Source organism: Streptomyces sp. NPDC056479 (assembly GCF_042795335.1).
Classification (GTDB): domain Bacteria; phylum Actinomycetota; class Actinomycetes; order Streptomycetales; family Streptomycetaceae; genus Streptomyces.
Map to the genome: position 1 here is coordinate 599,223 of NZ_JBHTRZ010000005.1, position 24,421 is coordinate 623,643.

A 24,421-nucleotide genomic window follows, 5' to 3' on the forward strand; every position below is an offset into this window, starting at 1 on the left:
AGAATCCCGGGATGTTCGGGTGAGGTTCACGCCATGCTGGGTAGTCTCGATCGACATGGAGCATGAGGTGTTCGTTCCGGTCACGGTCGAGCCGCTGAGGCAGACGCTGGCCGACCCCGTACGGGTCGCCCGGGCGGTCCCCGGGCTCCAGCAGGATGCCGGAGCCGAGCCCGTCGCCGGACGGCTGAAGGTGCGGGTCGGTGGTCACACCATCACGTACCGGGGCGCTGTGCGAGTCTCCGCGCGGGAGGACGGTTCGTACGCCGTCGAGGGCGAGGCGACCGAGGCGCGCGGGAGCGGATCCGTGAAGCTGACGCTCACCGTGCGGGTGCGCGAGGCCGAGGGCGGCTGCGTCGTCGTCTTCGAGGGGAGCGCGTCGGCGGACGGGCGGATCGCCGAGTTCTCGAAGGACGCGGTGGAGGCGGCCGTGGGACGGCTGCTGAATCGGTTCGGGGAGCAGCTGGGAGTGGTGGCGGGGGAGCCGGATCCCGAGGCCGGGACGGAGGCCGTGACGGAGTCCTTGGCGCCCGGGGAGTTCGAGACACGGGTGACCAGTGACTTCGAGACGACGCCGGACGCGGATGACGCCGCGGCGCCGGAGACGGGGGGCAAGGAGGGCCCCGTCGGTGATGCCGAGTCCGCGTCCGTCTTCGAGACCGATGTGCCGCCGCCTTCGCTGGAGCCCCGGGGCGAGAAGGGCGAGTCCGAGGAGGAGCCGCCGGTCGCCGAGGCCGCGCATGCCAGGCGGACGATGATCGGGCGCAGCGCGGAGGAGGTCGATCATGCGCCGCCGCGCGGGCGGTACGCGCCTGTGCCGGCGCCCCAGACCGTGGTGCCGAACGCCACGCTGCGGTGGGCCGCACCGGCGGCGGCGCTGGTGCTGGCCTCGGCGATCGTGGTGGGGCGGCGGATGCTGCGGCGGCGTGGCTGACCGGCCCTCGGACTCCCGACGGGCCGAGATCGGCCGGAGCGGCATCGGGGGACGGCCGCGCCCCCTTGATCGCCCCAGTAGGGTCGTCCCGTGAGTAGCGAACACATCACGCTGACCGCGGGTGACGCGGAGGTGGACGTGCTGCCGGGCAACGGCGGGCGGGTCGGGGGCCTTCGCGTCGGCGGGACGCAGTTGTTGCGGCAGGGAGAGCGCTTCGGGTGCTTTCCGATGGTTCCCTGGTGCGGGCGGATCAGGGACGGGCGGTTCCTGGACGGCGCCCAGGTGCGGCAGATGCCGCTCAGCGCCCCGCCGCACGCCATCCACGGCACCGCCCGCGACGGCGCCTGGAGCGTCGCCCGGGTCACCGAGGGCGAGGCCGTCATCACCTACGACCTGGTCGACCCGTGGCCCTACACCGGCCGCGTCACCCATGTCGTCGCGCTCACCCCGGACAGCCTCAGCCTCACCATGTCCGTCGAGACGTATGGGACGTCCTTCCCGGCCCAGATCGGCTGGCATCCCTGGTTCAACCGGAACCTCGGCGGCGAGGGCGCCCAGGACGTCCGGCTCGACTTCACCCCCGCCTGGCAGGAGGAGCGCGGGGACGATCACCTCCCGACCGGCAACCGGATCGATCCGAAGCCCGGGCCCTGGGACGACTGCTTCGGCATGCCGGGCGGCGTCGACGTCACCCTCACCTGGCCGGGGCGGCTGGAGCTGAAGGTGAGCAGCCGCGAGGAGTGGGTCGTGGTGTACGACGAGCAGGAGGCCGCCGTATGCGTCGAGCCGCAGACCGGGCCGCCCAACGGGCTCAACACCCTGCCCCGCCTGGTCACGCCCCTGGAGCCGCTGGAGGCCACGACTCTCTGGAGCTGGCGGCGCCTCTAAGCTGGGCGGCATGACTGACGTACGCGGTGAGCTGCTGGAACAGATCAAGAACAAGGCCGTGGTGCACGGCAAGGTGACCTTGTCGTCGGGGCTCGAGGCGGACTACTACGTCGACCTGCGCCGCATCACCCTCGACGGGGAGGCGGCCCCGCTGGTCGGGCAGGTGCTGCTCGACCTGACGGCGGAGCTGGAGTTCGACGCGGTGGGCGGGCTGACCATGGGCGCCGACCCCGTCGCCGGCGCCATGCTGCACGCCGCCGCCGCGCGCGGCAAGCGGCTCGACGCCTTCGTCGTACGCAAGGCCGCCAAGGCGCACGGGCTGCAGCGACGGGTCGAGGGGCCGGACATCGCCGGGCGCCGCGTGCTCGTCGTCGAGGACACCTCCACCACCGGCGGCTCCCCGCTCGCCGCGGTCGAGGCCGTGCGTGAGGCGGGCGCCGAGGTCGTCGCCGTCGCGACGATCGTCGACCGGGCCACCGGCGCCGACGTGAAGATCCAGGAGGGTGCGGGAGTGCCGTACCTCTTCGCGTACTCCAAGGACGAGCTCGGACTGGACTGACGTCCGCTCCGAAACGGCGTCCGTCTCGGCTGATGACAGGCGCTCGGAGCATCCCGGTTCGTCTGGAAAGATGGGGCCGACGACGACGTCGCACCCCCCAAGGTCTAGGTCAGGGCCGTAAGAAGAACGCCGTACGCAGTACGTCAACCCGCACACTCCAAGGAGCGGACAGATGCCCATCGCAACCCCCGAGGTCTACAACGAGATGCTCGACCGGGCGAAGGCAGGCAAGTTCGCCTACCCGGCCATCAACGTGACCTCCTCCCAGACCCTGCACGCGGCCCTGCGCGGCTTCGCGGAGGCGGAGAGCGACGGCATCATCCAGATCTCCACGGGTGGTGCGGAGTTCCTCGGCGGCCAGCACAGCAAGGACATGGTCACCGGCGCAGTCGCCCTGGCCGAGTTCGCGCACATCGTCGCCAAGAAGTACGACATCACCGTCGCCCTGCACACGGACCACTGCCCCAAGGACAAGCTCGACGGGTACGTACGTCCGCTGCTCGCGGTGTCCGAGGAGCGCGTCGCCCGCGGCGAGAACCCGCTCTTCCAGTCGCACATGTGGGACGGCTCGGCCGAGACCCTCGCCGACAACCTGTCGATCGCGCAGGAGCTGCTGGAGCGCGCCCGCGCCGCGAAGATCATCCTCGAGGTCGAGATCACCCCGACCGGCGGCGAGGAGGACGGCGTCTCGCACGAGATCAACGACTCGCTGTACACCACGGTCGACGACGCGATCCGTACCGTCGAGGCGCTCGGTCTCGGTGAGAAGGGCCGCTACCTGCTCGCCGCGTCCTTCGGCAACGTGCACGGTGTGTACAAGCCGGGCAACGTCGTGCTGCGTCCCGAGCTCCTGAAGGAGCTGAACGAGGGCGTCGCCGCCAAGTACGGCAAGGCGTCCCCGTTCGACTTCGTCTTCCACGGCGGCTCCGGCTCCTCCGCCGAGGAGATCGCGACCGCGCTGGAGAACGGCGTCGTCAAGATGAACATCGACACCGACACGCAGTACGCCTTCACGCGTCCGGTGGCGGCCCACATGTTCCAGAACTACGACGGTGTCCTGAAGGTCGACGGCGAGGTCGGCAACAAGAAGACCTACGACCCGCGCACCTGGGGCAAGCTCGCCGAGGCGAGCATGGCCGCGCGCGTGACGGAGGCCTGCGCCCACCTGCGCTCCACCGGCACGAAGATCAAGTAGCCGTACGCATGCAGCGAGCCCGGTGCTACGGCACCGGGCTCGCTGTATACCTGGGGTCATGCCCGACGTCCGGATGGCCTCCCCGCAAGGCAAGTGGATCCTGCTCACCACTGTCCTCGGCTCCAGCATGGCGATGCTGGACTCGACCGTCGTCAACGTGGCCCTCCCCCGCATCGGCGAGGACCTGGACGCGAACCTCTCCGCCCTCCAGTGGACGGTCAACGCGTACACCCTCGCCCTCGCCGGTCTGATCCTCCTCGGCGGTTCCCTGGGCGACCGCTACGGCCGCCGCAAGATCTTCGTCATCGGCGTCATCTGGTTCGCCGCGGCCTCGCTGCTGTGCGGGCTCGCACCGAACGCCGGTTTCCTCATCGCCGCGCGGACCTTCCAGGGCATCGGCGGGGCGCTGCTCACTCCCGGCTCCCTCGCGCTGATCCAGGCGTCCTTCCACCCCGACGACCGGGCCAGGGCGGTGGGCCTGTGGTCCGGTTTCGGCGGTATCGGTGCGGCCATCGGCCCATTCCTGGGCGGCTGGCTGGTCGACGGCCCCGGCTGGCGCTGGGTCTTCCTGCTCAACGTCCCGCTGGCGCTGCTGTGCGTCCCCATTGCCCTGCGCCACGTCCCCGAGTCCGGCGACGGGTCCAAGCACGGCCGCTTCGACGTGCTGGGCGCGGCCCTCGGAGCGCTGTCCCTCGCACTCGTGACGTACGCCCTGATCGAGGCCCGCGAGGGGTCCCTGATCATCGCCGTCACCGCGGTCGCGGGCGTCGCCGCCGGGATCGCCTTCGTGTACGTCGAGAAACGGCGGCGCGACCCGATGATGCCGCTCGACATCTTCGCGTCCCGGCAGTTCACCGCGGTCAACCTGGTCACCGTGTGCGTGTACGCGGCCCTCGGCGGCTTCTTCTTCCTGGCCGCGCTCCAGCTCCAGGTCGTCTCCGGCTACACGGCCCTGCAAGCCGGTACGGCACTGCTGCCGACGACCGTGCTGATGCTGCTGTTCTCCGCCCGGTCCGGCGCCCTGGCCGACAAGATCGGGCCGCGCATCCCGCTCACCGTAGGGCCACTGGTGAGTGCGGTCGGCCTGCTGCTGATGCTGCGCGTCGGCCCGGACGCCTCGTACGTCGCCGACGTACTGCCCGCCGTTTTCGTCTTCGGCCTCGGCCTGGTCACCCTGGTCGCTCCGCTGACCGCCACCGTCCTCGCCTCCGTGAGCGTCGCCCGTGCGGGCCTGGCCAGCGGCATCAACAACGCGGCGGCCCGTGCGGCGAGCCTGATCGCGGTGGCCGCGCTGCCGTTGCTGGCCGGCATGGGCGAGGAGGCCTACCGCTCGGCCGACGCCTTCGACGACGCGTTCGGCCGGGCGATGGTGATCTGCGCGGGCGTACTGGTCCTGGGCGCCCTGGTCGCCTTCGCGACGGTACGCCCGCTCCCACCGGACTGCCGCCGCCCGGAATGCATCCACCACGGAAGCGTGACGACACCACCGTTGGAGGGGGTGCGGAGCAAGGGGCGGTTGGGGGTGGAGGACGAGGGCGGGGTCTGAGGCTGTGCGGTGGCACTGCGTGGCTCCGGTCCAGGCGATGTCAGCCCGGCCGGCGTTTGAGGACGAGGCCTGTTCAGGGCCGATGCCGGGGGTCTGGGGGCGGCAGCTCCCAGAAGGGGCCGGGGTCGAAGGGGCGGCGCCCCTGGGGGATGGGACGGGTAGGGGGCGGCGGGGGCGAGAAACACCCGGCCTCACCCAAGGGCGCCCCACCTCTGCCGTACCCGCCCCATGGGCCAGACTGGACCTCATGGCCAATCACGAAAACCTTCTCGGGGGCCCGCCCCCGACCCACCTCCCCGACGACCCCGAGCCGCGCGAGCTGCTCGCCGGCGGCACCGCCCCCGCGGACGTCGCCGCGAAGTACCCGACCTCCTCGCTGGCCTGGGCCCAGCTGGCCGACGAGGCGTTCGAGCGGGGCAGCGTCGTGGAGTCGTACGCCTACGCCCGTACGGGCTACCACCGCGGCCTGGACGCCCTGCGCCGCAACGGATGGAAGGGCCACGGCCCCGTCCCCTGGGAGCACGAGCCGAACCGCGGCTTCCTGCGCGCCCTGCACGCCCTCGCCCGCGCCGCCGGAACGATCGGCGAGCAGGAGGAGTACGAGCGCTGCACCCAGTTCCTGAAGGACTCCTCACCGACGGCGGCCCAGACCCTGGGCTAGCCACGCCGGCCCCACGTGAGGCCCGCCGATGTGACCAGGCGGGCCTTGCGCTGCTCCGGGCGATCCCTGAGGATGCCGGGTGGGGACCGGGGCCCCTTTGTCGATAACGGCAGGGCGGACCGCTACCCGGAGTTACACAGGAGACAGCGATGTCCCAGCAGGCTCACAGGTCCACGGAGACTCAGGAGCCCGAGACCCCGAATCTCGACTTCGCGGGTACGACGCCGTACGAGGACTACGTCAAGGCGGACGTGCTCACCCACCTCCAGCACACCCTCTCCGACGACCCCGGAGAGATGGTCTTCCTGGTCACGACCCAGGTGATGGAGCTGTGGTTCACGGTCATCGTCCACGAGTGGGAGACCGCCGCACGCGCCCTGCGCGAGGACCGGCCGGCCGTGGCGATCGACGCCCTGAAGCGCTCCGTACGGGAACTGGACGCCCTGAACGCCTCCTGGAAGCCGCTCGGCCAGCTCACCCCGGCCCAGTTCAACGCGTACCGCAGCGCCCTCGGCGAGGGCTCCGGCTTCCAGTCGGCGATGTACCGCCGGATGGAGTTCCTGCTCGCCGAGAAGTCCGCGTCGATGCTGGTCCCGCACCGCGGCGCCCCGCGCGTCCACGCCGAGCTGGAGAAGGCCCTGCACGAGCCGAGCCTCTACGACGAGGTGCTCCGCTTCCTCGCCCGGCACGGCAGCGCGATCCCCGAGGCCGTGCTGAAGCGCGACGTCTCGCGCCGGTACGAGCCGACGGAGGCGGTCGAAGCCGCCTGGACCGCGATCTACTCCGGTGACCAGAACTCCGAACTCGCCCGCCTCGGCGAAGCGTTGACCGATGTCGCCGAACTCGTGTGGCGCTGGCGCAACGACCACCTGGTCGCCACCCGGCGCGCGATGGGCGCCAAGGCGGGCACGGGCGGCTCGGCCGGCGTGGCCTGGCTGGAGAAGCGCGCGCAGAAGAACGTCTTCCCCGAGCTGTGGACGGCGAGGTCCCATGTCTGAGTTCGCGGCACAGGCAGGATCGCTGGACGCGGCCGACGAACTGGCCGGCGTCCGCAAGCAGTTCGTACTGGACGACGTCGTCTACCTCGACGGCAACTCCCTGGGCGCCCTGCCCGCCCATGTCCCCGGCCGCGTGGAGGACGTCGTACGCAGGCAATGGGGCGAGCTGCGGATCCGTTCCTGGGACGAGAGCGGCTGGTGGTCCGCGCCGGAGCGGATCGGCGACCGGATCGCCCCGCTGGTCGGCGCGGCGGCCGGGCAGATCGTGGTCGGTGACTCGACAAGCGTCAATGTTTTCAAGGCACTTGTGGCGGCCGTGCGGATGGCGGCGGACGACCGCGACGAGATCCTCGTCGACGCGACCACCTTCCCCACCGACGGCTACATCGCCGAGTCGGCGGCGCGGATGACCGGCCGCACACTGCGTCCGGTGACGCCCGCGGAGGTGCCCGCGGCGCTGTCCGGCCGTACCGCCGCGGTGCTGTTGAACCACGTCGACTACCGCACCGGCCGACTGCACGACCTGCCGTCCCTCACCGCCGCCGTGCACGCGGCGGGCGCGCTCGCCGTCTGGGACCTGTGCCACAGCGCGGGTGCGCTGCCGGTCGGGCTCGACGAGCACGGGGTGGACCTGGCGGTCGGCTGCACCTACAAGTACCTGAACGGCGGCCCCGGCTCACCGGCGTACCTGTACGTACGCCGGGACCTCCAGGACCGTTTCGACTCCCCGCTGCCCGGCTGGAACTCGCACACCGACCCCTTCGGCATGCGCGGCGACTTCGAACCGGCCTCCGGTGCCCTGCGCGGTCGCGTCGGCACGCCCGACATCCTCTCCATGCTCGCCCTGGAGGCGGCCCTGGAGGTCTGGGACGGCGTGTCCGTCGAGGCCGTGCGGGCCAAGTCGCTCGCGCTGACGGACTTCTTCCTGGAGTGCGTCGGGGCCTATGTGCCCGAGGGACGCGTGGAGTCGGTGACTCCGGTGGCCCACGGGGAGCGCGGCAGCCAGGTGGCGCTGCGCTGCGAGGACGCCGGGGACGTGATGAAGCGGCTGATCGAGCGAGGTGTCGTCGGCGACTTCCGGCACCCGGACGTGCTGCGGTTCGGCTTCACCCCGCTGTACGTCGGGTTCGCGGACGTGGAGCGGGCGGCGCGGGTGCTGGCCGAGGTGCTGCTCGGGGCGGCGCCGCGCTAACCGACGTACACCCCCGCCACGGCAGCCGCGTGCGCGCCTCGCGCGGCGCGCTCCGCGGCGGGGGCGTCGGGGATCACCCCGGTCGTCAGCAACTCGTAGTAAAGGGGCGCCGACACGGCACGTACGACGGCCTCCGCGTCCGTCCCCGCGGGCAGTTCCCCGCGGACGACGGCCTGTTCCACGCACGGCGCCCACTCCGCGACCCGCACCTCGTAGAACCGCCGGAGCGCCTGGGCCGTGCGTGCGTCGCACGTCGCCGCGGCGATCACCGCGCGGAACAGCGCCCCCTGCCGGGGATCGGCCAACGTCCGCTGCACCAGAGCCGCGTTGGCCCGCAGATCCCCGAGCACGGACCCGGTCTCCTCACGCGGTGACGACTGCTCGGCCATGTCGGCGAGCAGATCGGCCACCAGCCCCGTCACCGAGCCCCACCGCCGGTACACCGTGGTCTTGCCCACCTCCGCGCGGCGGGCGACATCCCCGAGGTCGAGGCCGTCGAAACCCTGCTCCGCGAGCACGTCTCCGGCGGCCTGCAGCACGGCGGCACGGACACGCGCCGTACGCCCTCCGGGACGTACGGTGCCGGGTTCGGCGGACATATCGGCCTCCTTGGTGCAGGTGCGGGCCGTGGTGTGCTCCGCGCTGCCAGCGTAACGAAACAGCAGAACCGTTTAATCCTCACCGAGCGTGACATCCGCGTGTCCGCGCACGTCACCCGCCTGATACCGTCCCCGCCAACGGTCGAATTCGCACCTGGTCCGCCAGCTCCCTTTCGTCCAAATCCGTTTCGTAGCTGAGAGGTTGGAGCATGCCGGACGACGTCGCAGCTGCCCGGGACGTTGCCGAGGAGGAATCGGCCTTCTCGCACCCGCCCGTCGATCCCGACGCCATCGCCTCCTACGGCGACCACCCCGACCAGGTGATCGACTTCTACGCGCCCCGCGGCGAGATCCCCGCGGGCAGCCCGGCCCCGCTGGTCGTCCTCCTGCACGGCGGTGCCTGGCGGGCCCGCTACGACCGGCGCCATGTCACGCCGTTCGCGGACTTTCTGGCTCGGCGGGGGTTCGCCGTGGCCAATGTGGAGTATCGGCGGGGCCCGGGTGGCGGCGAGGCCGGTTCCGAGACTCCGGGCGGGGGCGGCGGTCCGGCCGTCGGTCCGCCGGCCGCGGGCCGGTGGCCGGACACCTTCGACGACATCGCCGCCGCGCTGGACGCGCTGCCCGCGCTCGTACGGGAAATCCTCCCGCAGGCGGATGCGCGCCGGATGGTGCTCACCGGTCACTCGGCCGGCGGCCACCTTGCCCTGTGGGCGGCGGCCCGTCATGTCCTCCCGGCGGACGCCCCCTGGCGCACCGACCGGCCCACCCCCCTGCGCGGCGTGGTCGCCCTCGCCCCGATCGCCGACTTCGACGTCGCCGACAAGCTGGACGTCTGCGGGGGTGCGGCGCGCCAACTCCTCGGCGGCGGCACTGAGTTCGCCGAGCGCCGGCCGTACGCCGACCCGACCTTCCTGCTCCCGACGGGCATCGCGACCACACTCGTCCAGGGCCGCGCGGACCTCGTGGTGCCGCCGGCGGTCACCGAGTCGTACGCGGACGCGGCGGCGAAGGCGGGGGAGGTGGTCGGACTGACACTGCTGGAGGACGTCGGCCACTTTCCGCTGATCGATCCGGCGGCGGACGCGTGTGCGGTGGTGGTGGAGGAGATCGCGCAGTTGGCGTGGTGAGCCGTTCTGGTGCCGGCGCCGTCGTGCTGTCCTCCCCTTAATGACCGGTCCCCCTCATACCCGTAGTACCTGAGAGCTACGTCGCAGGTGAGCTCCCTGGCATGACGCGGACGACGAGTCCGGATCCGTAATTTCCCATCCAGGCAAGCCCGATGGCCGGGCGGACTGGAAGGGAAGACGACCATGGGGCGTACGACGGGGGCAGCCGGCGCGAGCGAATCGCGGGAGGCGTACACGCCGGGCGGGCCGGGTCGGGCGAAGGAGCCGCCGTCCGCGGCCCGGAGGACATGCGAGCGCAAGCAGCCCCACCGCGGCCACCGATGGCGCCGGGCCCTCCTCGCCGTGCTCATCACGGGCGCCGTGGTCGTCCCGCTGTCCGGAGCCGCGCGCCCCGAGATCCCCGCCCCCGCTCCCGCGGCCCTCGCTCCGGTGACGGCGGCGACGCTGGACGAGACCTACGAGGCCAACCGCGCCAACGCCGCCGAGGCGTCCCGCATGGCCGCGGCCCACGGCAACCGGGAGCGCGCCGCCGCGGACCGCGCGATGGCCGACCCGTCGCGCCGGTTCCTCACCTACGACGGCCGCGGCCCCGGCCTCGCCAGCGAGGTCTTCGGCGACCTGGCCCACGCCGACCGCATCGCGGTCCTGGTCCCGGGCTCCGACACCTCCATCGACACCTACGACCGCTTCCGCGACACCGCCCGCGCGCTGTACGAACGGCTCACCCGGGAGGCCCCGCAGGGCACGGGCACCGCCGTGGTGGCCTGGCTCGGCTACGAGACACCGGGCACGGTCAGCACCACGGTCACGACGACCGGGCGGGCCGAGGCGGCGGCCCCGAAGCTGCGGGAGTTCATACGGCAACTGCGCGCCGTCACCGGCCGAGAGGCCCACCTCTCCCTCCTCTGCCATTCCTACGGTTCCGTGGTCTGCGGCCGCGCCGCCTCCCGCCTGGACGTGGACGACATCGCCCTGGTCGGCAGCCCCGGCACCGGCGCGGGCACCGCCGCCGCCCTGCACACCCGGGCCCGCGTCTGGGCGGCCCGCGGCGCCGACGACTGGGTGGCGGAGGTCCCGCACGTCCGCCTCGACCTGCTCGGCGCGACCGTCGGCTTCGGCACCGACCCGATCTCCCCGGCCTTCGGCGCCCGTGTCTTCGCGGCAGGCGACGGCGGCCACAGCGACTACTTCAAGCCGGGGTCGACGTCCCTGGCGAACCTGACCCGCATCGTCCTGGGCGAGACCTCGGAGGTGACCCATGGCTGAGTCGACGACGGCAGCGCGCCTGAAGGGCGCATGGAAGGGCATACGCCGGGGCGCCGCGCAGGTGGACGCCGTCACCCCCGCCGAGCGCGACCGGGCCGTGGACGCCCTGCGGGCCTTCGCGATCCTCGGTGTGGTCCTCGGCCACTGGCTGGTCACGGCCCTGGTGGCGGACGGCGGCGGAACAGGTCTGCGCACCGCCAGCCCGCTGCACTACCTGCCCTGGCTGTCCCCGATCTCCTGGGTCTTCCAGACCCTCGCCGTGTTCTTCCTGGTCGGCGGTCATGTGGCGACCCGCGGCTACACCTCGGCCCGGGAGCGCGGCACGAGCTATGGACAGTGGCTGAGGTCCCGGCTGTCCCGTCTGTTCAAGCCGGTGGCGGCCGTCCTCACCCTGTGGACGGTGGCGTCGGCCCTGCTGCTCCTGTCGGGCACCGACATGGACACCGTCCACACGCTGGTCAAACTGGCCCTGTCCCCCTTGTGGTTCCTCCTGGTCTTCGCGGCGCTGACGGCGGTGACGCCTCTGCTGCTGCGCCTCCATCCCCTCTGGCCGCTGGCCGTCGTCCTGCATGTGGATCTCCTCCGCTTCGGGTTGGGCGGACCCGACTGGCTCGGCTGGGTGAACCTGGCGGCGGGCTGGCTGGTGCCGTACACGCTGGGCGCGGCCTGGACCAGGGGCGAGCTGGAGCGCCCGCGCGCGGGCTGGATCCTGCTGACGGGCGGCGCGGCGGCGACGGCCGCGCTCATCGCCTGGGCGGGCTATCCGGCGTCCATGGTCGGCGTCCCCGGCGCCGGAGTCTCCAACCTCAACCCGCCGACGCTGGCCGCCGTCACCTTCGGCCTGGCCCAGTGCGGCCTGGCGCTGCTCCTGCGCGAGCCGTTGCGGCGGGCGATGCGCATCCCGCTGGCGTGGGCGGCGGTGGCCCTGCTCAACCTCTCCGCGATGACGATCTTCCTATGGCACCAGACGGCCCTGATGGCCACCACGGCCACGGCCCTGACGGCAGGTCATCTCCCCGGTCTGCACACCTTCCCCGACAACCTGACCTGGCTGGCGGCCCGCCTGGCCTGGCTCCCCCTGTTCATGGCCGCACTGACCCTGTGCTGGGCGGCGTTCCGCATCTACGAACAGGGCCCGCGCCGCCCGAGGGGCCGCGAGTCCAGAGTCATCCGCACCCACCCGACCCCCAACACCCGTGAAACGAAGGCCCGTAACCATGCCTAGGGTTGACCACGTGAACGAACGGGAGGATGCGACCGCACCCGAGGCCACCGACGGCGCGCGACCCCCACGGGGGCCTGGTGCCGGTGGGAACCCGAACGCGGCCGAAGGCCGCGTGCCTCCGAACCCACCGCCACCCGACAAGCCCGCACCCAGGAAACGCACCCTCCCCGAAAACCTCCGCAAACCCTTCGGCACAACCTGGCTGCGCTGGCTGACGATCCTCCTCACCACATGGATCGCCCTCGGCGTCTCCCTGGCCGGCGGCAACGAACTCAGCGCCAGCTACGACCTGACCACCGCCAACGGCCTCGTCGGCGGCTTCGCCCTCGGCCTCACCCTGATCCTCGCCCTGTGGCACCCGGGCGCGGCCTGGGCCCTGAGCCTCGCCGCCACGGTCGCCACCGCGATGACCGCCCGCCCCCACCTGGCAGAGACCGCGGCCCCCGACCCCAACTGGCCATGGAGCACCCCCGCGGTCATCGCCCACGCCAGCGTCCTGCTGCTCCTGGCCCTGCGCGTGCGCACCCGCACCGCCGTGGCGGCATTGGCCGTGTCGGGCCTGGTGACCTTCGTCCTCCAGAGCGTCATCGGAGCCGAGAACTACTCCGGCACCGGCACCACCTCGGTCGCCATCTTCGCCGTGGCCGTCCTCGTCGGCACCGCCCTGCGCGGCCGCAAGGAGGCCCGCTCCCAACTGGTGGAGCAGGAGACCCTCACCGCGGCGGAGCGGGCCCAGCGCACCCTGCTGGAGGAGCGCAGCCGTATCGCCCGCGAGCTGCACGACGTGGTCGCCCACCACATGTCGGTCATCTCCATCCAGGCCCAGGTCGCCCCCCACCTCGTCGAGAACCCCACCGACGAGCTGAAGGAGAACCTCGAAGGCATCCGCCAGAACGCCCTGGAGGCACTGACCGAACTCCGTCGCGTCCTGGGCGTCCTGCGCTCGGAGCACCCCGACGCCCCGCACGCCCCGCAACCCACCCTGGAGCGGCTGGAAGCACTCGTGGAGAACACCCGTGCCGCCGGACTGACCGTGACCGTCGAGATCACCGGCCGGCGCCGGCAGCTGTCGCCCGGGGTGGAGCTGTCGGCGTACCGGATCGTGCAGGAGGCGCTGAGCAATGTCCTGCGTCACGCTCCCGGCTCGAGCGCGCGTGTCGCCGTCGCGTACGAACGGCACGGGGTGAGCCTGCGGGTGGTCAACTCACCGCCGCTGTGGCCGGCGCCGCCGTCGCAGGGCGCGGGGCACGGGCTGCTCGGCATGCGGGAGCGGGCCGCGATGCTCGGGGGCGGCCTGTCGGCGAACCGCTCGCTCGAGGGCGGGTTCGTGGTGAGCGCCTACCTTCCGGCGTACCTGCGTGTCGAGGGCCTCGGCTACGTCCCGCAGGACCCCACGCACGCCGACAACGCCGACGCACTCGACGCCTTCGACGCCCTCGACCCCGACGACCAAGACTCCGGCCCCCGCGACTCGAACCTCCACGACCCCGACAAGGACGACACCGCATGACGAGCAGCCCCATCCGCGTAATCATCGCCGACGACCAGCAGATGGTCCGGCAGGGATTCTCCGTGCTGCTCAACACCAAGCCCGACATCGACGTGATCGGCCAGGCGGTCCACGGCCTGGACGCGGTCGCGAAGGTCACCGAGCTCGTGCCCGACGTGGTCCTGATGGACATCCGCATGCCGGAGCTCGGCGGAATCGAGGCCACCCGCCGCATCACCACCACGTTCCCGCACATCAGGGTGCTGGTGCTGACGACGTTCGACCTCGACGAGTACGTGTACGAGGCGCTGCGCGCGGGCGCCTCGGGCTTTCTCCTCAAGGACGCCTCCGCCGACCAGCTGGCCGAGGCGGTACGGGTCGTCGCGGCCGGCGACGCCCTCCTCGCGCCCGTCATCACCCGCCGTCTGATCGCCCAGTTCACGAAGATGGACGGCCGGCCGCGCCCCCCGCTGAAGGAACGCGTCGGCGACCTGACCGAGCGCGAGACTGAGGTCCTCGCGCTGATCGCGCAGGGCCTGTCGAACGCGGAGATCGCCGAGCGCCTGGTCGTGGCCGAGCAGACGGTGAAGACCCACGTGGGCCGGATCCTGGTGAAGCTGGGACTGAGGGACCGTACACAGGCGGCGGTGTTCGCCTACGAGTCGGGTCTGGTGCGGCCCTCGGGGTACTGATCGGGGCGCTCCGACCCGGGCGCGACCAGCGGTGATACCCGTAGTACCTGAGACGGACCCGGCAGAACCCCTCTCACTGGGGACGACCGCGATGCGGCCTGGCGCCTACCGTTCTGTACGTGACCGAGACGACTGAGATGCCGACCCCGCCGACGGGGGACGCGGCCAAGCCACGCAGCCCGGAGTACCGGCTCGCCGCGGGCGCCCTGCGCGGGCTGCGGCAGGACCTGTCCCACGACGCCTTCACCTACCGTCCGCTGCCGCGCATGAGCGTCGACGGCCCGATCACCCGCAGGCTGCCGGGCCGTCTGCGGGAGTGGGCGGCCTGGACGCCGCACGCCATGATCGTCGCGGTCGCCCTGCTCACACTGCTCATGGCCGCCGTCGACAACGACGGCGCGGTCCTGCTGCTCGGTCCGCTCGCGGTGCTCCCGATCCTGCTGACCATGCTGCGGCCGGTCGGAGCGTTCTGGATGTCGATGGCGGCCACCCCGGTCAGCCAGGTCTTCGGCAGCTCGTGGGACGGCTGGCCCTGGCTGCCCGCGAGCTTCCTGTGCCATTTGACCGTGCTGACGATCGTGGCCATACGCACCCGACCGCGCACGGCCGCGTACATGTGGGCGCTCACCGCGGCGTACGCCTTCGTGGCGGACTTCATGCTCTCCGGTGGCCACTACGGCACCGACAGCGGCCCCATGCTGATCCTCTCCGCACTGATCATGCTGGTCGTCGCCGTCTGGCACACCCGCAAGGAGGCCCGGCAGGAGGTGACCGCGCAGCAGACGGTGACCGCGCACGAGCGCTCCCGGCGGACCCTGCTGGAGGAGCGCACGAACATCGCCCGCGAGCTGCACGACGTGGTGGCCCACCACATGTCGGTCGTCGCCATCCAGGCCGAGGCCGCCCCCTACCGGGTGGAGAACCCGCCGCCGGAGCTGGAGCGTGCCTTCGCCACCATCCGGGAGAACGCGGTCGCGGCGCTCACCGAACTGCGCCGGGTCCTGGGCGTCGTCCGAGCCGAGGACTACGAGGCACCGGACACCCCGCAGCCCACGCTCAGCGAACTGGACGGGCTGCTGGCGAACGTGCGGGACACGGGCCTGAGCGTCGAGAAGACGGTGACCGGAGCGGTGCGCGGGCTTCCGCAGGGCGTGGAGCTGTCGGCGTACCGGATCGTGCAGGAGGCGCTCAGCAACAGCCTGCGGCACGCACCCGGCGCGAGCGCCGGGGTGGAGATCGCGTATGTCCTCGGCGGCCTCGGCCTGCGTATAGTCAACGGCCCGCCGCCCGCGCCGGCCCTGGTGAAGCCCTCGCCGGGCGCCGGGCACGGCATCACCGGCATGCGGGAGCGCGTCACCATGCTCAACGGCGAGATGACGGCGGGCCCGACGGACGATGGGGGCTACGAGGTGACGGTGTTCCTGCCGGTCGCGGCGACGACAGAGGACGGCTCATGACCATCCGCGTGCTGATCGCGGACGACCAGATGATGGTGCGCGAAGGCTTCTCGGTCCTGCTGAACGCGATGCCGGACATCGAGGTCGTCGGCGAGGCGGTCAACGGCCGCGAGGCGGTGGACCGGGTCCGTGAACTCGCTCCCGACGTCGTGCTGATGGACATCCGCATGCCGGAGCTGAACGGCATCGAGGCGACCCGCGAGATCGTCGCGGCGGACAGCGCGGCCAAGGTGCTGGTGCTGACCACGTTCGACCTCGACGAGTACGTGTACCAGGCGCTGCGGGCGGGCGCCTCCGGCTTCCTGCTGAAGGACGCCTCGGCACGCCAACTCGCCGACGGTGTGCGGGTGGTGGCGGCCGGCGAGGCGCTGCTCGCCCCGTCGATCACCAAGCGGCTGATCACGGAGTTCTCGAAGCTGTCCGACTCCCCGCGTCTGATGACGTCCGCGCACGCGGCGTACGGGGATCTGACCGAGCGCGAGACGGAGGTGCTGGTGCTGATCGCCCAGGGCCTGTCCAACTCGGAGATCGCCGAGCGGCTGGTGGTCGCCGAGTCGACGATCAAGACCCATGTCAGCCGGATCCTGGTGAAGCTGGGGCTGCGGGACCGTACGCAGGCGGCGGTGTTCGCGTACGAGGCGCGTCTGGTCACGCCGGGCTGAGGCGCCGGGGCTACGGTGAGGGCATGGAACAGCGCATCACTCTGATCACGCTGGGCGTCTTGGATCTCGCCCGTTCCAAGGCCTTCTACGAGGCTCTGGGCTGGCGGGGGCAGGAGGTCGCTCAGACCGTGTTCTTCCAGGCGGGCGGCCTGGGGCTGGTGCTCTGGGGGCGGGACAAGCTGGCGCGGGACTGCGGGCTGGAGCCCGGCTCGGCGGGCGGTTTCGGTGGGATCGTCCTCGCGCACAACGTCCGGTCCGAGGCGGAGGTGGACACGCTGCTCGCGGCGGTGGAGCGGGCCGGCGGGACGGTCACCAAACCCGCGGCCGTCAACGAGATCGGCTTCTACTCCAGCGCGTTCGTCGATCCCGACGGTCATGCGTGGGAGGTCGCCCACAATCCCGGTTTCCCGCTGGCCGAGGACGGCTCGATCACCCTGCCGGACTTCGGCGCGGCCTAGGTCGTGTCCTGGCCCCCCTGGTCAGGGAGGGGGACGGCGGTCTAACGTCCGGGCATGGCAGCTCCTTTCGACCTCGCTTTCGACCCCTGGGGCCCGGCGTTCCTCGCCGATCCGTACCCCGCCTACGCCGAGCTGCGGGCCAGGGGCCGTGTGCACTGGTTCGAGCCCACGAACCAGTGGCTGGTGCCGCACCACGCGGACGTCTCGGCGCTGCTGCGCGACCGCCGGCTCGGCCGGACGTACCAGCACCGCTTCACGCACGAGGACTTCGGGCGCACCGCGCCGCCGCCGGAGCAGGAGCCGTTCCACGTCCTGAACGACCACGGGATGCTCGATCTGGAGCCGCCGGACCACACGCGGATCCGCCGGCTGGTGTCGAAGGCCTTCACACCGCGCACGGTGGAGCGGCTGCAGCCGTATGTGCGGGAGCTGGCGGGCGAGCTGGTGTCCGGGCTGGTCGCGGCGGGCGGCGGTGATCTGCTGACGGACGTCGCGGAGCCGCTGCCGGTGGCGGTGATCGCGGAGATGCTCGGGATTCCCGAGGCGGACCGGGGGCAGTTGCGGCCCTGGTCGGCGGACATCTGCGGGATGTACGAGCTGAACCCGTCGCAGGAGACGGCGACGAAGGCGGTCCGTGCGTCGGTCGAGTTCTCGGACTATCTGCTGGAGCTGATCGCGGCCCGCCGCAAGGAGCCCGGGGACGACCTGATCTCGGGTCTGATCGAGGCCCATGACGAGGGCGACCGGCTCACCGAGCAGGAGATGATCTCCACGGCGGTCCTGCTCCTCAACGCCGGCCATGAGGCCACGGTGAACGCCACGGTCAACGGCTGGTGGGCCCTGTTCCGCAACTCCGACCAGCTGGCGGCCCTGCGCGCCGACCACTCCCTGATCCCGTCCGCGATCGAGGAGCTGATGCGCTACGACACCCCGCTCCAGCTCTTCGAGCGCTGGGTCCTGGACGAGATCGAGATCGACGGCACGACGATTCCGCGGGGAGCGGAGATCGCCATGCTCTTCGGCTCCGCGAACCACGACCCGGAGGCCTTCGAAACCCCGGAGAAGCTCGACCTCACCCGCAAGGACAACCCCCACATCTCCTTCAGCGCCGGCATCCACTACTGCATCGGCGCCCCACTGGCCCGCATCGAGCTGGCGGCGTCGATGACGGCCCTGCTGGAACAGGCCCCGACCCTCCGCCTGGCGGCGGAACCGGAGCGCAAGCCGAACTTTGTGATCCGGGGCTTGGAGGGGCTGAGCGTCGAAGTGGGGTGATCACTCGTTCGGATGATCACTGAGCGAATCCCGATCGATGGCCGTCGGCGGCTCGTCATCCTGGTGCACGCCTGCGAAGGGAGGCACCATGACGGTTATGGCAGAGCGTGCGTCGTCTCAGTTGTCGGTGGACATGTTCGAGCGAATCACCGAGTTCGCCGAGCGGGAGGACGAGACCGTCAGGTTCGAGTTCATCGACGGACGGATCGGTCTCAAGAAAGTGACAAACGGCAACCACGGCGCGATCACGATGTGGCTGATCCGGCAATGCATGCGGGCCAGGCCTGAGCTCGACCTCAACCCATTGCAGGGTCTCAAGGTGGAGGCCTACCGCCAGGGACGGGCCCGGCCTGACGGGGTGCTCGCCCCGGTCGATCACTTCGTGGGCCAGGGGGATTGGGCCGACCCTCAGGGCGTGCTGATGGCAGTCGAGATCACGTCGTACGACTCGGACACACACAACCGCGACCGGGTCGAGAAGCCGCGGGCGTACGCCGAGGCGGGCATCCCGGTCTATCTGCTGATCGACCGGGACGAGCTGTCCGTCCTCGTGCACAGCGATCCGGACCTGGAGGGCGTCTACCGGGACATCCACGTGGTCAGGCTCGGTGGCAAGGTCGCTCTCCCCGACCCGGTCGGCATCGAGCTCGATACGGAGGAACTCAAGCTGTACTTCGACTGATCCCCGTCATGTCGTCATGTCCCGCCGCCGCAACCCCGCCAGCCCCGCCGCCACCAGCCCCGCCGCCAGCGCCAGCAGGACCAGCACCGGGCCCCACTCCATCCCGCCGCCCGGCAGCTTGGGCAGGTGTCCGAAGGGGGACAGGTCCAGCACCGTCTGCGGGACGTCCAGCGCAGGGCCCACCCAGCCGATGAGCAGGACCGCGCCGGCCACCGCCCACGCCCCCATCGCCGCTCGGGGGAAGAGGCCGTACAGCAGGACCGCCAGGCCGCCGATGACCCAGATCGCCGGGAGTTGGACCAGGCACGCGCCCAGGATCGGGCCGATCTCCTTGCCGTAGCCGACGGCGAAGCCCAGGCCGGCCAGGAGCATGATCAGGGCGGAGCCGGCGAAGGCGATCACGAGATGGCCCCCCGCCCAGCGCAGCCGGCCCACCGCGTTCGCCAGGATCGGTTCCGCTCGCATCGAGGTCTCCTCGCCGTGCAGCCGGAGGACCGACGCCACGACGTACAGGGCCGCGATGAGTCCGAGCATGCCGACCATCGACGCCAGGAACGCGTCCGTCAGCCCCGACTGCCCGCCCATGCGCTCGAAGATCTCCCGCGCGTTGTCGTTGTCGCCGACCAGGTCGGCCACACCGTCGGTCAGCCCGCCGTAGACGACCCCGGCGAGGAAGAAGCCGATGCTCCAGCCGAGCACGCCGCCGCGCTGCAGCCGCCAGGCCAGCGCGCCCGCCGTACCGAGGCGGCCGCGCGCGGGGCCCGGACGGGCGGGCAGGAAGCTCATTCCCACGTCCCGGCGCCCGGCGAGCGCATAGGCCACCACGCCCTGCGCCGCGGCCGCCCCCGCGAGCAGCAGCAGCACCCACCAGCGCTCGTCCGCGAACGGCCGCACGTTCTCCAGCCAGCCCAGCGGTGAGGCCCATGTCAGCGCCGACGAACCGTCGTCCGACGCCGAGTCGCCCGCCGCGCGCAACACGAACGCGGCGCCCAGCAGCCCGGCCGTCAGCCCTCGCGCGAGCCGCGCGCTCTCCGTGAACTGGGCGACGATCGCCGCCAGCGTGGCGAAGACCATGCCGACCCCGGCGAGCCCGAGCCCGAAGGCCAGTGCCCCGGAGGCGCCCTGCCCGGCCAGTCCCGCCGTCACCAGCAGCGCCAGTGCGGCGTTGGCGACCGCCGCAGTGAGCAGCGCGGCCGTCAGGGAGGCCCGGCGGCCCACCATCCCGGAGGCCACCAGTTCGTGACGGCCGCTCTCCTCCTCGTCCCGGGTGTGCCGTACGACGAGGAGCATGCTCACCACGGCCGCGAGCGCGCCCGCGTAGACGCCGACCCGCCAGGCCGTGAGGGCGCCGATCGAGTCGTCGAAGACCGGGCCGATCAGTGCGCGGAAGGAGGCGTTGGTCGCGGTGTTCTGGACGAGGTCGGCGCGTTCGGCCGGGGTGGCGTAGAGGTTCTCCAGCGTGTTCGGCATGGAGAGGATCATCAGCGCGTTCACCGCCACCCAGACCGGGATCATCACCCGGTCGCGGCGCAGGGCGAAGCGCAGCAGGGTTGCGGTGCCCGCGAGTTGGCGTGAGCCTGCGGGCCGTACCGTGAAGGCGGTGGCGGTCATCGGGCGGCCACCTCGCTCATGTCGGCCTGGTAGTGCCGCAGGAACAGCTCCTCCAGCGTCGGCGGCGTCGAGGTCAGCGACCGTACGCCGGACTCGCTGAGCGAGCGCAGTACGGCGTCGAGCTTGTCGGTGTCGACCTGGAGGCGGACGCGCCGGCCCTGGACGTCGAGGTCGTGGACGCCCGGCAGATGCGACAGCCCGTTGGGCGGGCCGGCCAGTTCGGCCGTGACGCTGGTCCGTGTCAGATGGCGCAGGTCGGCGAGCGAGCCGCTCTCGACCGTGCGGCCCTTGCGGATGATGCTGACCCGGTCGCAGAGCTCCTCGACCTCGCTGAGGATGTGGGACGAGAGCAGTATGGTGCGGCCGCGGTCGCGCTCCTCCTCCACGCAGCGCTGGAAGACCTCCTCCATCAGCGGGTCCAGGCCCGAGGTCGGCTCGTCGAGGATCAGCAGGTCCACGTCCGAGGCGAACGCGGCGACGAGGGCGACCTTCTGCCGGTTGCCCTTGGAGTAGGTGCGGCCCTTCTTCGTCGGGTCCAGCTCGAACCGCTCGATCAGCTCGGCGCGGCGCCCGGAATCCAGCCCGCCGCGGAGCCGGCCGTAGAGATCGATGACCTCACCCCCCGACAGGTTCCGCCACAGCGTCACGTCCCCCGGCACGTAGGCGATCCGGCGGTGCACCTCCACCGCGTCCGTCCAGGGGTCGCGGCCGAGCACCTGGACGCCGCCGGAGTCGGCACGAAGCAGGCCGAGCAGGACGCGGATGGTGGTGGACTTGCCGGCGCCGTTGGGGCCGAGGAAGCCGTGGACCTCGCCGGTCTCGACGTCCAGGTCGAGGCCGTCGAGCGCGTGCGTCTTGCCGAACGACTTGTGCAGTCCGGAGACGGTGATTGCCTTCGTCATGGTTCAGAACGTACGCTTCTTTCAGAAATTTGTGAAGTTAAGGAAGCGTATAAAGGCCCGATAGGATGGACGGATGACGGAGTCAGTCGGGGTCGGCCGGGACGCGGAGTCCGTGTCGAAGTTCGTGGAGTCCTTCGCGGCGCAGCTGGTGGAGGCGGGGATGCAGCGCATGGCCGCCCGGGTCTTCGCCGCGCTGCTCGCCTCCGACAAAGGTGTGCTGACCTCCGCCGAACTGAGCGAACAGCTGCGCATCAGCCCCGCGGCGGTCTCCGGCGCGGTGCGCTACCTGGCCCAGACGCACATGGTCTCGCGTGAGCGGGAGCCCGGATCGCGCCGGGAGCGCTACCGGGTGCACGGCGACCAGTGGTACGAGGCCCTCACCAACCGCGAAGCCGTCCTCAAGCGGTGGGAGTCGGCCCTGCGTGAGGGTGTCACCAGCCTCGGTGCCGACACCCCGGCGGGACGCCGCCTGGCCGAGACGCTCGCCTTCTTCGAGTTCGTCGAGGGAGAGGTCGCGGCCATGATGGAGCGCTGGCGGGTGCACCGCGAGGAGATCTTCGGGCAGGGCTGACCCTCCCGGGGCTCACCGCCCCGGCAGCACCAACCGCAGCGCGCCTTCCCCCACCGTCCAGGTCCGTCTGCGTACGGGCCCGGAGACCGCAGCGTCCGCCCGGTACCGGAAATGCGCCCCCGACACGGTCACCGTCCGCCCCTCGGCCCGCAGCGGCGAGGCCTCCGCCCCCACCGAGGCCGGCCGCACCTCCACCTCGACCACCCCCGCACCCCCCGGCGTCACCGACACCCCCTCCACCGGCTGGTCGAGGTCCACCAGCGTCGCCCCGTCGACCTCGACGCGCAGCCGCGCCGGGCCGGGCGATCCCGGTACCGGCGCACCCCGGGCCGGCACCAGCGTCCGTACGAGCGACTGGCACGTCCGCAACCACGGCCGCCCCGCCCCCGGCCCCACCGCGCTCGCCCCGACCGGCGCGGCGGGGTCCCGTATCGGCGGGATCCGCAGCCCGCCCAGCACCACCCCGTCGCTGTCGTCCACGAGCAGATCCAGCCGCCGCTCCACCCCGTCCAGCACCGCCCGCGCCGCCGCGACCGCCCCCGTCGGCACCCCCAGGGATCCGGCCAGTGACAGCGCACCCCCGACCGGCACCACCGACAGCACGCATTCGGCCAGCTGCCGCTGCCGGTGCAGCAGCGCCACCGTGCGCAGCAGGGCCCCGTCGTCGCCGACGACCACGGGCCTGCGCGACCCGCGTTTCGCCAGTGCGCGGGCGAATTCGTCCGGGTCCTCCGGCAGGCACACTTTCGTCGCCGCACCCGCGCTGAGCACGTCTTTCGCGATCCTGACAGACTCGCCGTCCGTCCTCCGGGCGATCGGATCGATCACCACCAGCAGCTGATCGGACATCGCGAAAGTCGCCACCTCGGCCATGCCTCGCTTCCTCGGGTAGCATCTTTGTGCAAGAGCCCCTTGCGCTATTGCGCCAGGGGCTTCGTCTATTCCGGGGCCATCCGGTCCGACGGTTCGCGGCCAACGACGGTCGCGGACGGTCGTGGTGCACACGGTGGAAGACCTCCGTGTGTCACCCCTGACCTTGGACATGCCCCGCCCGGAAGGGGTGTACGCGCGTGCCCGCACTTGTGCTGCTCGGTGCTCAGTGGGGTGACGAGGGTAAAGGGAAGGCCACCGACCTGCTCGGCGGATCCGTCGACTACGTGGTCCGCTATCAGGGCGGCAACAACGCCGGCCATACGGTCGTCGTCGGCGACCAGAAGTATGCCCTCCACCTTCTCCCCTCCGGCATCCTCTCCCCGGGATGCACCCCGGTCATCGGCAACGGCGTCGTCGTCGACCCGTCGGTCCTGCTCTCCGAGCTGAGCGGTCTGAACGAGCGTGGCGTCGACACGTCCAAGCTCCTCCTCAGCGGAAACGCGCACATCATCACGCCTTACAACGTGACGGTGGACAAGGTGACGGAACGCTTCCTCGGCAAGCGGAAGATCGGCACCACCGGGCGCGGCATCGGCCCGACCTACGCCGACAAGATCAACCGCGTGGGCATCCGGGTCCAGGACCTCTACGACGAGTCGATCCTCACCCAGAAGGTCGAAGCCGCCCTCGACGTCAAGAACCAGGTCCTCACCAAGCTCTACAACCGGCGCGCGATCGCCGTCGAGCAGGTCGTCGAGGAGCTGCTGGGCTACGCCGAGAAGATCAAGCCGTACGTCGCCGACACGGTCCTGGTCCTCAACCAGGCGCTGGAGGACGACAAGGTGGTCCTCTTCGAGGGCGGGCAGGGCACCCTGCTCGACATCGACCACGGGACCTACCCCTTCGTCACCTCCTCGAACCCGACGGCGGGCGGTGCCTGCACGGGCGCGGGCGTGGGCCCGACGAAGATCAGCCGCGTCATCGGCATCCTCAAGGCGTACACGACCCGGGTCGGCGCCGGTCCGTTCCCGACCGAGCTGTTCGACGAGGACGGCGAGGCGCTGCGCCGCATCGGCGGCGAGCGGGGTGTCACGACCGGCCGTGACCGCCGCTGCGGCTGGTTCGACGCGGTCATCGCCCGCTACGCGACCCGCGTGAACGGCCTGACCGACTTCTTCCTCACCAAGCTCGACGTCCTCACCGGCTGGGAGCAGATCCCGGTCTGTGTGGCGTACGAGATCGACGGCAAGCGGGTCGAGGAACTGCCGTACTCGCAGTCGGACTTCCACCACGCGAAGCCGGTCTACGAGACCCTCCCGGGCTGGTCCGAGGACATCACCGGGGCGAAGTCGTTCTCCGACCTGCCGAAGAACGCCCAGAACTACGTCAAGGCGCTGGAGGAGATGTCCGGCGCCCCGATCTCCGCGATCGGCGTGGGTCCGGGCCGGGACGAGACGATCGAGATCAACTCGTTCCTGTAGGGCCGCACGTGCGAGCGCCCGGCCGGTTCTCCGGCCGGGCGCTCCCGCGTTCACCCGTCGGACGAAGGGCGGCCGCGGGCC

At 71.6% G+C, this 24,421-nt stretch carries 24 protein-coding genes; 20 read left to right on the forward strand and 4 right to left on the reverse strand.

What is annotated here, in order from left to right; all coding sequences use genetic code 11:
- The first annotated feature begins 55 nt into the window (after nucleotides 1-55).
- The 8 genes from ACFQ6S_RS23110 to kynU all read left to right on the forward strand — a co-directional run bounded on the left by ACFQ6S_RS23110 (nucleotide 56) and on the right by kynU (nucleotide 7,970).
- Nucleotides 56-931: an SRPBCC domain-containing protein gene (locus ACFQ6S_RS23110; RefSeq protein WP_383412771.1), complete on the forward strand. Its 876-nt coding sequence runs from the start codon at nucleotides 56-58 to the stop codon at nucleotides 929-931.
- A 90-nt stretch (nucleotides 932-1,021) separates the two neighbouring features.
- On the forward strand, nucleotides 1,022-1,819 hold the full coding sequence (locus tag ACFQ6S_RS23115; RefSeq protein ID WP_383412774.1) for an aldose 1-epimerase: 798 nt from the start codon (nucleotides 1,022-1,024) through the stop codon (nucleotides 1,817-1,819).
- Between the two features lie 10 nt (nucleotides 1,820-1,829).
- A complete protein-coding gene (gene pyrE, locus ACFQ6S_RS23120; protein WP_383412777.1) occupies nucleotides 1,830-2,378 on the forward strand; it encodes an orotate phosphoribosyltransferase in 549 nt (182 codons plus the stop codon).
- Nucleotides 2,379-2,550: 172 nt separating this feature from the next.
- Nucleotides 2,551-3,573 carry a class II fructose-bisphosphate aldolase gene (gene fbaA, locus ACFQ6S_RS23125; RefSeq protein ID WP_383412780.1) on the forward strand — a complete coding sequence of 341 codons (1,023 nt, stop codon included), beginning with the start codon at nucleotides 2,551-2,553 and terminating at the stop codon, nucleotides 3,571-3,573.
- 58 nt (nucleotides 3,574-3,631) lie between these two features.
- Nucleotides 3,632-5,119, forward strand: coding sequence for an MFS transporter (locus ACFQ6S_RS23130; RefSeq protein WP_383412782.1), 1,488 nt, complete (start codon nucleotides 3,632-3,634; stop codon nucleotides 5,117-5,119).
- Nucleotides 5,120-5,366: 247 nt separating this feature from the next.
- Complete coding sequence (locus ACFQ6S_RS23135) at nucleotides 5,367-5,780, forward strand: DUF3151 domain-containing protein (RefSeq protein ID WP_383412784.1); 414 nt, start codon at nucleotides 5,367-5,369, stop codon at nucleotides 5,778-5,780.
- Nucleotides 5,781-5,929: 149 nt separating this feature from the next.
- Nucleotides 5,930-6,778: a tryptophan 2,3-dioxygenase family protein gene (locus tag ACFQ6S_RS23140; protein WP_383412787.1), complete on the forward strand. Its 849-nt coding sequence runs from the start codon at nucleotides 5,930-5,932 to the stop codon at nucleotides 6,776-6,778.
- On the forward strand, nucleotides 6,771-7,970 hold the full coding sequence (gene kynU, locus ACFQ6S_RS23145; protein WP_383412790.1) for a kynureninase: 1,200 nt from the start codon (nucleotides 6,771-6,773) through the stop codon (nucleotides 7,968-7,970). The genes ACFQ6S_RS23140 and kynU overlap by 8 nt, the downstream gene beginning before the upstream one ends.
- Here the strand turns inward: kynU and ACFQ6S_RS23150 are convergent.
- A complete protein-coding gene (locus ACFQ6S_RS23150; protein WP_383412792.1) occupies nucleotides 7,967-8,569 on the reverse strand; it encodes a TetR/AcrR family transcriptional regulator in 603 nt (200 codons plus the stop codon). The two genes, kynU and ACFQ6S_RS23150, sit on opposite strands and share 4 nt — an antisense overlap.
- Nucleotides 8,570-8,778: 209 nt before the next feature.
- Here ACFQ6S_RS23150 and ACFQ6S_RS23155 point away from each other — a divergent pair, with 209 nt between their 5' ends.
- The 10 genes from ACFQ6S_RS23155 to ACFQ6S_RS23200 all read left to right on the forward strand — a co-directional run bounded on the left by ACFQ6S_RS23155 (nucleotide 8,779) and on the right by ACFQ6S_RS23200 (nucleotide 18,902).
- Nucleotides 8,779-9,696 carry an alpha/beta hydrolase family protein gene (locus ACFQ6S_RS23155; RefSeq protein ID WP_383412795.1) on the forward strand — a complete coding sequence of 306 codons (918 nt, stop codon included), beginning with the start codon at nucleotides 8,779-8,781 and terminating at the stop codon, nucleotides 9,694-9,696.
- Nucleotides 9,697-9,879: 183 nt separating this feature from the next.
- Nucleotides 9,880-10,962 (forward strand): alpha/beta hydrolase, encoded by a 1,083-nt coding sequence (locus ACFQ6S_RS23160; protein WP_383412797.1) that lies wholly within the window; start codon nucleotides 9,880-9,882, stop codon nucleotides 10,960-10,962.
- Nucleotides 10,955-12,187, forward strand: coding sequence for an acyltransferase (locus ACFQ6S_RS23165; protein ID WP_383412799.1), 1,233 nt, complete (start codon nucleotides 10,955-10,957; stop codon nucleotides 12,185-12,187). Before ACFQ6S_RS23160 ends, ACFQ6S_RS23165 begins: the two co-directional genes overlap by 8 nt.
- A gap of 112 nt (nucleotides 12,188-12,299) precedes the next feature.
- Nucleotides 12,300-13,697: a sensor histidine kinase gene (locus ACFQ6S_RS23170; RefSeq protein ID WP_383412802.1), complete on the forward strand. Its 1,398-nt coding sequence runs from the start codon at nucleotides 12,300-12,302 to the stop codon at nucleotides 13,695-13,697.
- Nucleotides 13,694-14,368, forward strand: a complete 675-nt coding sequence (locus ACFQ6S_RS23175; RefSeq protein ID WP_383412804.1) for a response regulator — start codon at nucleotides 13,694-13,696, stop codon at nucleotides 14,366-14,368. The genes ACFQ6S_RS23170 and ACFQ6S_RS23175 overlap by 4 nt, the downstream gene beginning before the upstream one ends.
- A gap of 119 nt (nucleotides 14,369-14,487) precedes the next feature.
- On the forward strand, nucleotides 14,488-15,825 hold the full coding sequence (locus ACFQ6S_RS23180; protein WP_383412807.1) for a sensor histidine kinase: 1,338 nt from the start codon (nucleotides 14,488-14,490) through the stop codon (nucleotides 15,823-15,825).
- Complete coding sequence (locus tag ACFQ6S_RS23185; RefSeq protein WP_383412810.1) at nucleotides 15,822-16,487, forward strand: response regulator; 666 nt, start codon at nucleotides 15,822-15,824, stop codon at nucleotides 16,485-16,487. Before ACFQ6S_RS23180 ends, ACFQ6S_RS23185 begins: the two co-directional genes overlap by 4 nt.
- A gap of 23 nt (nucleotides 16,488-16,510) precedes the next feature.
- On the forward strand, nucleotides 16,511-16,945 hold the full coding sequence (locus tag ACFQ6S_RS23190) for a VOC family protein (RefSeq protein WP_383412813.1): 435 nt from the start codon (nucleotides 16,511-16,513) through the stop codon (nucleotides 16,943-16,945).
- A 54-nt stretch (nucleotides 16,946-16,999) separates the two neighbouring features.
- The gene (locus tag ACFQ6S_RS23195) at nucleotides 17,000-18,220 is read left to right on the forward strand and encodes a cytochrome P450 (protein WP_383412816.1); all 1,221 of its coding nucleotides are present in this window, start codon (nucleotides 17,000-17,002) and stop codon (nucleotides 18,218-18,220) included.
- Between the two features lie 88 nt (nucleotides 18,221-18,308).
- Nucleotides 18,309-18,902 carry a Uma2 family endonuclease gene (locus tag ACFQ6S_RS23200; RefSeq protein ID WP_383412818.1) on the forward strand — a complete coding sequence of 198 codons (594 nt, stop codon included), beginning with the start codon at nucleotides 18,309-18,311 and terminating at the stop codon, nucleotides 18,900-18,902.
- 6 nt (nucleotides 18,903-18,908) lie between these two features.
- Here the strand turns inward: ACFQ6S_RS23200 and ACFQ6S_RS23205 are convergent, their stop codons facing one another.
- Nucleotides 18,909-20,513 carry an ABC transporter permease gene (locus ACFQ6S_RS23205; RefSeq protein WP_383412821.1) on the reverse strand — a complete coding sequence of 535 codons (1,605 nt, stop codon included), beginning with the start codon at nucleotides 20,511-20,513 and terminating at the stop codon, nucleotides 18,909-18,911.
- Nucleotides 20,510-21,415, reverse strand: coding sequence for an ATP-binding cassette domain-containing protein (locus ACFQ6S_RS23210; protein ID WP_383412824.1), 906 nt, complete (start codon nucleotides 21,413-21,415; stop codon nucleotides 20,510-20,512). Before ACFQ6S_RS23210 ends, ACFQ6S_RS23205 begins: the two co-directional genes overlap by 4 nt.
- A gap of 73 nt (nucleotides 21,416-21,488) precedes the next feature.
- Here ACFQ6S_RS23210 and ACFQ6S_RS23215 point away from each other — a divergent pair, with 73 nt between their 5' ends.
- A complete protein-coding gene (locus ACFQ6S_RS23215; protein ID WP_383412826.1) occupies nucleotides 21,489-21,986 on the forward strand; it encodes a GbsR/MarR family transcriptional regulator in 498 nt (165 codons plus the stop codon).
- A gap of 12 nt (nucleotides 21,987-21,998) precedes the next feature.
- Here ACFQ6S_RS23215 and ACFQ6S_RS23220 read toward each other — a convergent pair whose 3' ends face one another.
- The gene (locus tag ACFQ6S_RS23220; RefSeq protein ID WP_383412829.1) at nucleotides 21,999-22,859 is read right to left on the reverse strand and encodes a diacylglycerol kinase family protein; all 861 of its coding nucleotides are present in this window, start codon (nucleotides 22,857-22,859) and stop codon (nucleotides 21,999-22,001) included.
- Nucleotides 22,860-23,056: 197 nt separating this feature from the next.
- On the opposite strand from ACFQ6S_RS23220, the gene ACFQ6S_RS23225 reads away from it, so the two are divergent.
- A complete protein-coding gene (locus ACFQ6S_RS23225; protein WP_383412831.1) occupies nucleotides 23,057-24,340 on the forward strand; it encodes an adenylosuccinate synthase in 1,284 nt (427 codons plus the stop codon).
- Nucleotides 24,341-24,421 lie beyond the last annotated feature (81 nt).

What these genes read in the sequence shown, in the direction of transcription:
- ACFQ6S_RS23110 (WP_383412771.1), top strand. Translation starts at nt 56, where the DNA reads ATGGAGCATGAGGTGTTCGTTCCGGTCACGGTCGAGCCGCTGAGGCAG.
- pyrE (WP_383412777.1), top strand. Translation starts at nt 1,830, where the DNA reads ATGACTGACGTACGCGGTGAGCTGCTGGAACAGATCAAGAACAAGGCC.
- fbaA (WP_383412780.1), top strand. Translation starts at nt 2,551, where the DNA reads ATGCCCATCGCAACCCCCGAGGTCTACAACGAGATGCTCGACCGGGCG.
- ACFQ6S_RS23130 (WP_383412782.1), top strand. Translation starts at nt 3,632, where the DNA reads ATGCCCGACGTCCGGATGGCCTCCCCGCAAGGCAAGTGGATCCTGCTC.
- ACFQ6S_RS23135 (WP_383412784.1), top strand. Translation starts at nt 5,367, where the DNA reads ATGGCCAATCACGAAAACCTTCTCGGGGGCCCGCCCCCGACCCACCTC.
- ACFQ6S_RS23140 (WP_383412787.1), top strand. Translation starts at nt 5,930, where the DNA reads ATGTCCCAGCAGGCTCACAGGTCCACGGAGACTCAGGAGCCCGAGACC.
- kynU (WP_383412790.1), top strand. Translation starts at nt 6,771, where the DNA reads ATGTCTGAGTTCGCGGCACAGGCAGGATCGCTGGACGCGGCCGACGAA.
- ACFQ6S_RS23150 (WP_383412792.1), bottom strand. Translation starts at nt 8,569, where the DNA reads ATGTCCGCCGAACCCGGCACCGTACGTCCCGGAGGGCGTACGGCGCGT.
- ACFQ6S_RS23155 (WP_383412795.1), top strand. Translation starts at nt 8,779, where the DNA reads ATGCCGGACGACGTCGCAGCTGCCCGGGACGTTGCCGAGGAGGAATCG.
- ACFQ6S_RS23160 (WP_383412797.1), top strand. Translation starts at nt 9,880, where the DNA reads ATGGGGCGTACGACGGGGGCAGCCGGCGCGAGCGAATCGCGGGAGGCG.
- ACFQ6S_RS23165 (WP_383412799.1), top strand. Translation starts at nt 10,955, where the DNA reads ATGGCTGAGTCGACGACGGCAGCGCGCCTGAAGGGCGCATGGAAGGGC.
- ACFQ6S_RS23175 (WP_383412804.1), top strand. Translation starts at nt 13,694, where the DNA reads ATGACGAGCAGCCCCATCCGCGTAATCATCGCCGACGACCAGCAGATG.
- ACFQ6S_RS23185 (WP_383412810.1), top strand. Translation starts at nt 15,822, where the DNA reads ATGACCATCCGCGTGCTGATCGCGGACGACCAGATGATGGTGCGCGAA.
- ACFQ6S_RS23190 (WP_383412813.1), top strand. Translation starts at nt 16,511, where the DNA reads ATGGAACAGCGCATCACTCTGATCACGCTGGGCGTCTTGGATCTCGCC.
- ACFQ6S_RS23195 (WP_383412816.1), top strand. Translation starts at nt 17,000, where the DNA reads ATGGCAGCTCCTTTCGACCTCGCTTTCGACCCCTGGGGCCCGGCGTTC.
- ACFQ6S_RS23200 (WP_383412818.1), top strand. Translation starts at nt 18,309, where the DNA reads ATGACGGTTATGGCAGAGCGTGCGTCGTCTCAGTTGTCGGTGGACATG.
- ACFQ6S_RS23205 (WP_383412821.1), bottom strand. Translation starts at nt 20,513, where the DNA reads ATGACCGCCACCGCCTTCACGGTACGGCCCGCAGGCTCACGCCAACTC.
- ACFQ6S_RS23210 (WP_383412824.1), bottom strand. Translation starts at nt 21,415, where the DNA reads ATGACGAAGGCAATCACCGTCTCCGGACTGCACAAGTCGTTCGGCAAG.
- ACFQ6S_RS23215 (WP_383412826.1), top strand. Translation starts at nt 21,489, where the DNA reads ATGACGGAGTCAGTCGGGGTCGGCCGGGACGCGGAGTCCGTGTCGAAG.
- ACFQ6S_RS23220 (WP_383412829.1), bottom strand. Translation starts at nt 22,859, where the DNA reads ATGGCCGAGGTGGCGACTTTCGCGATGTCCGATCAGCTGCTGGTGGTG.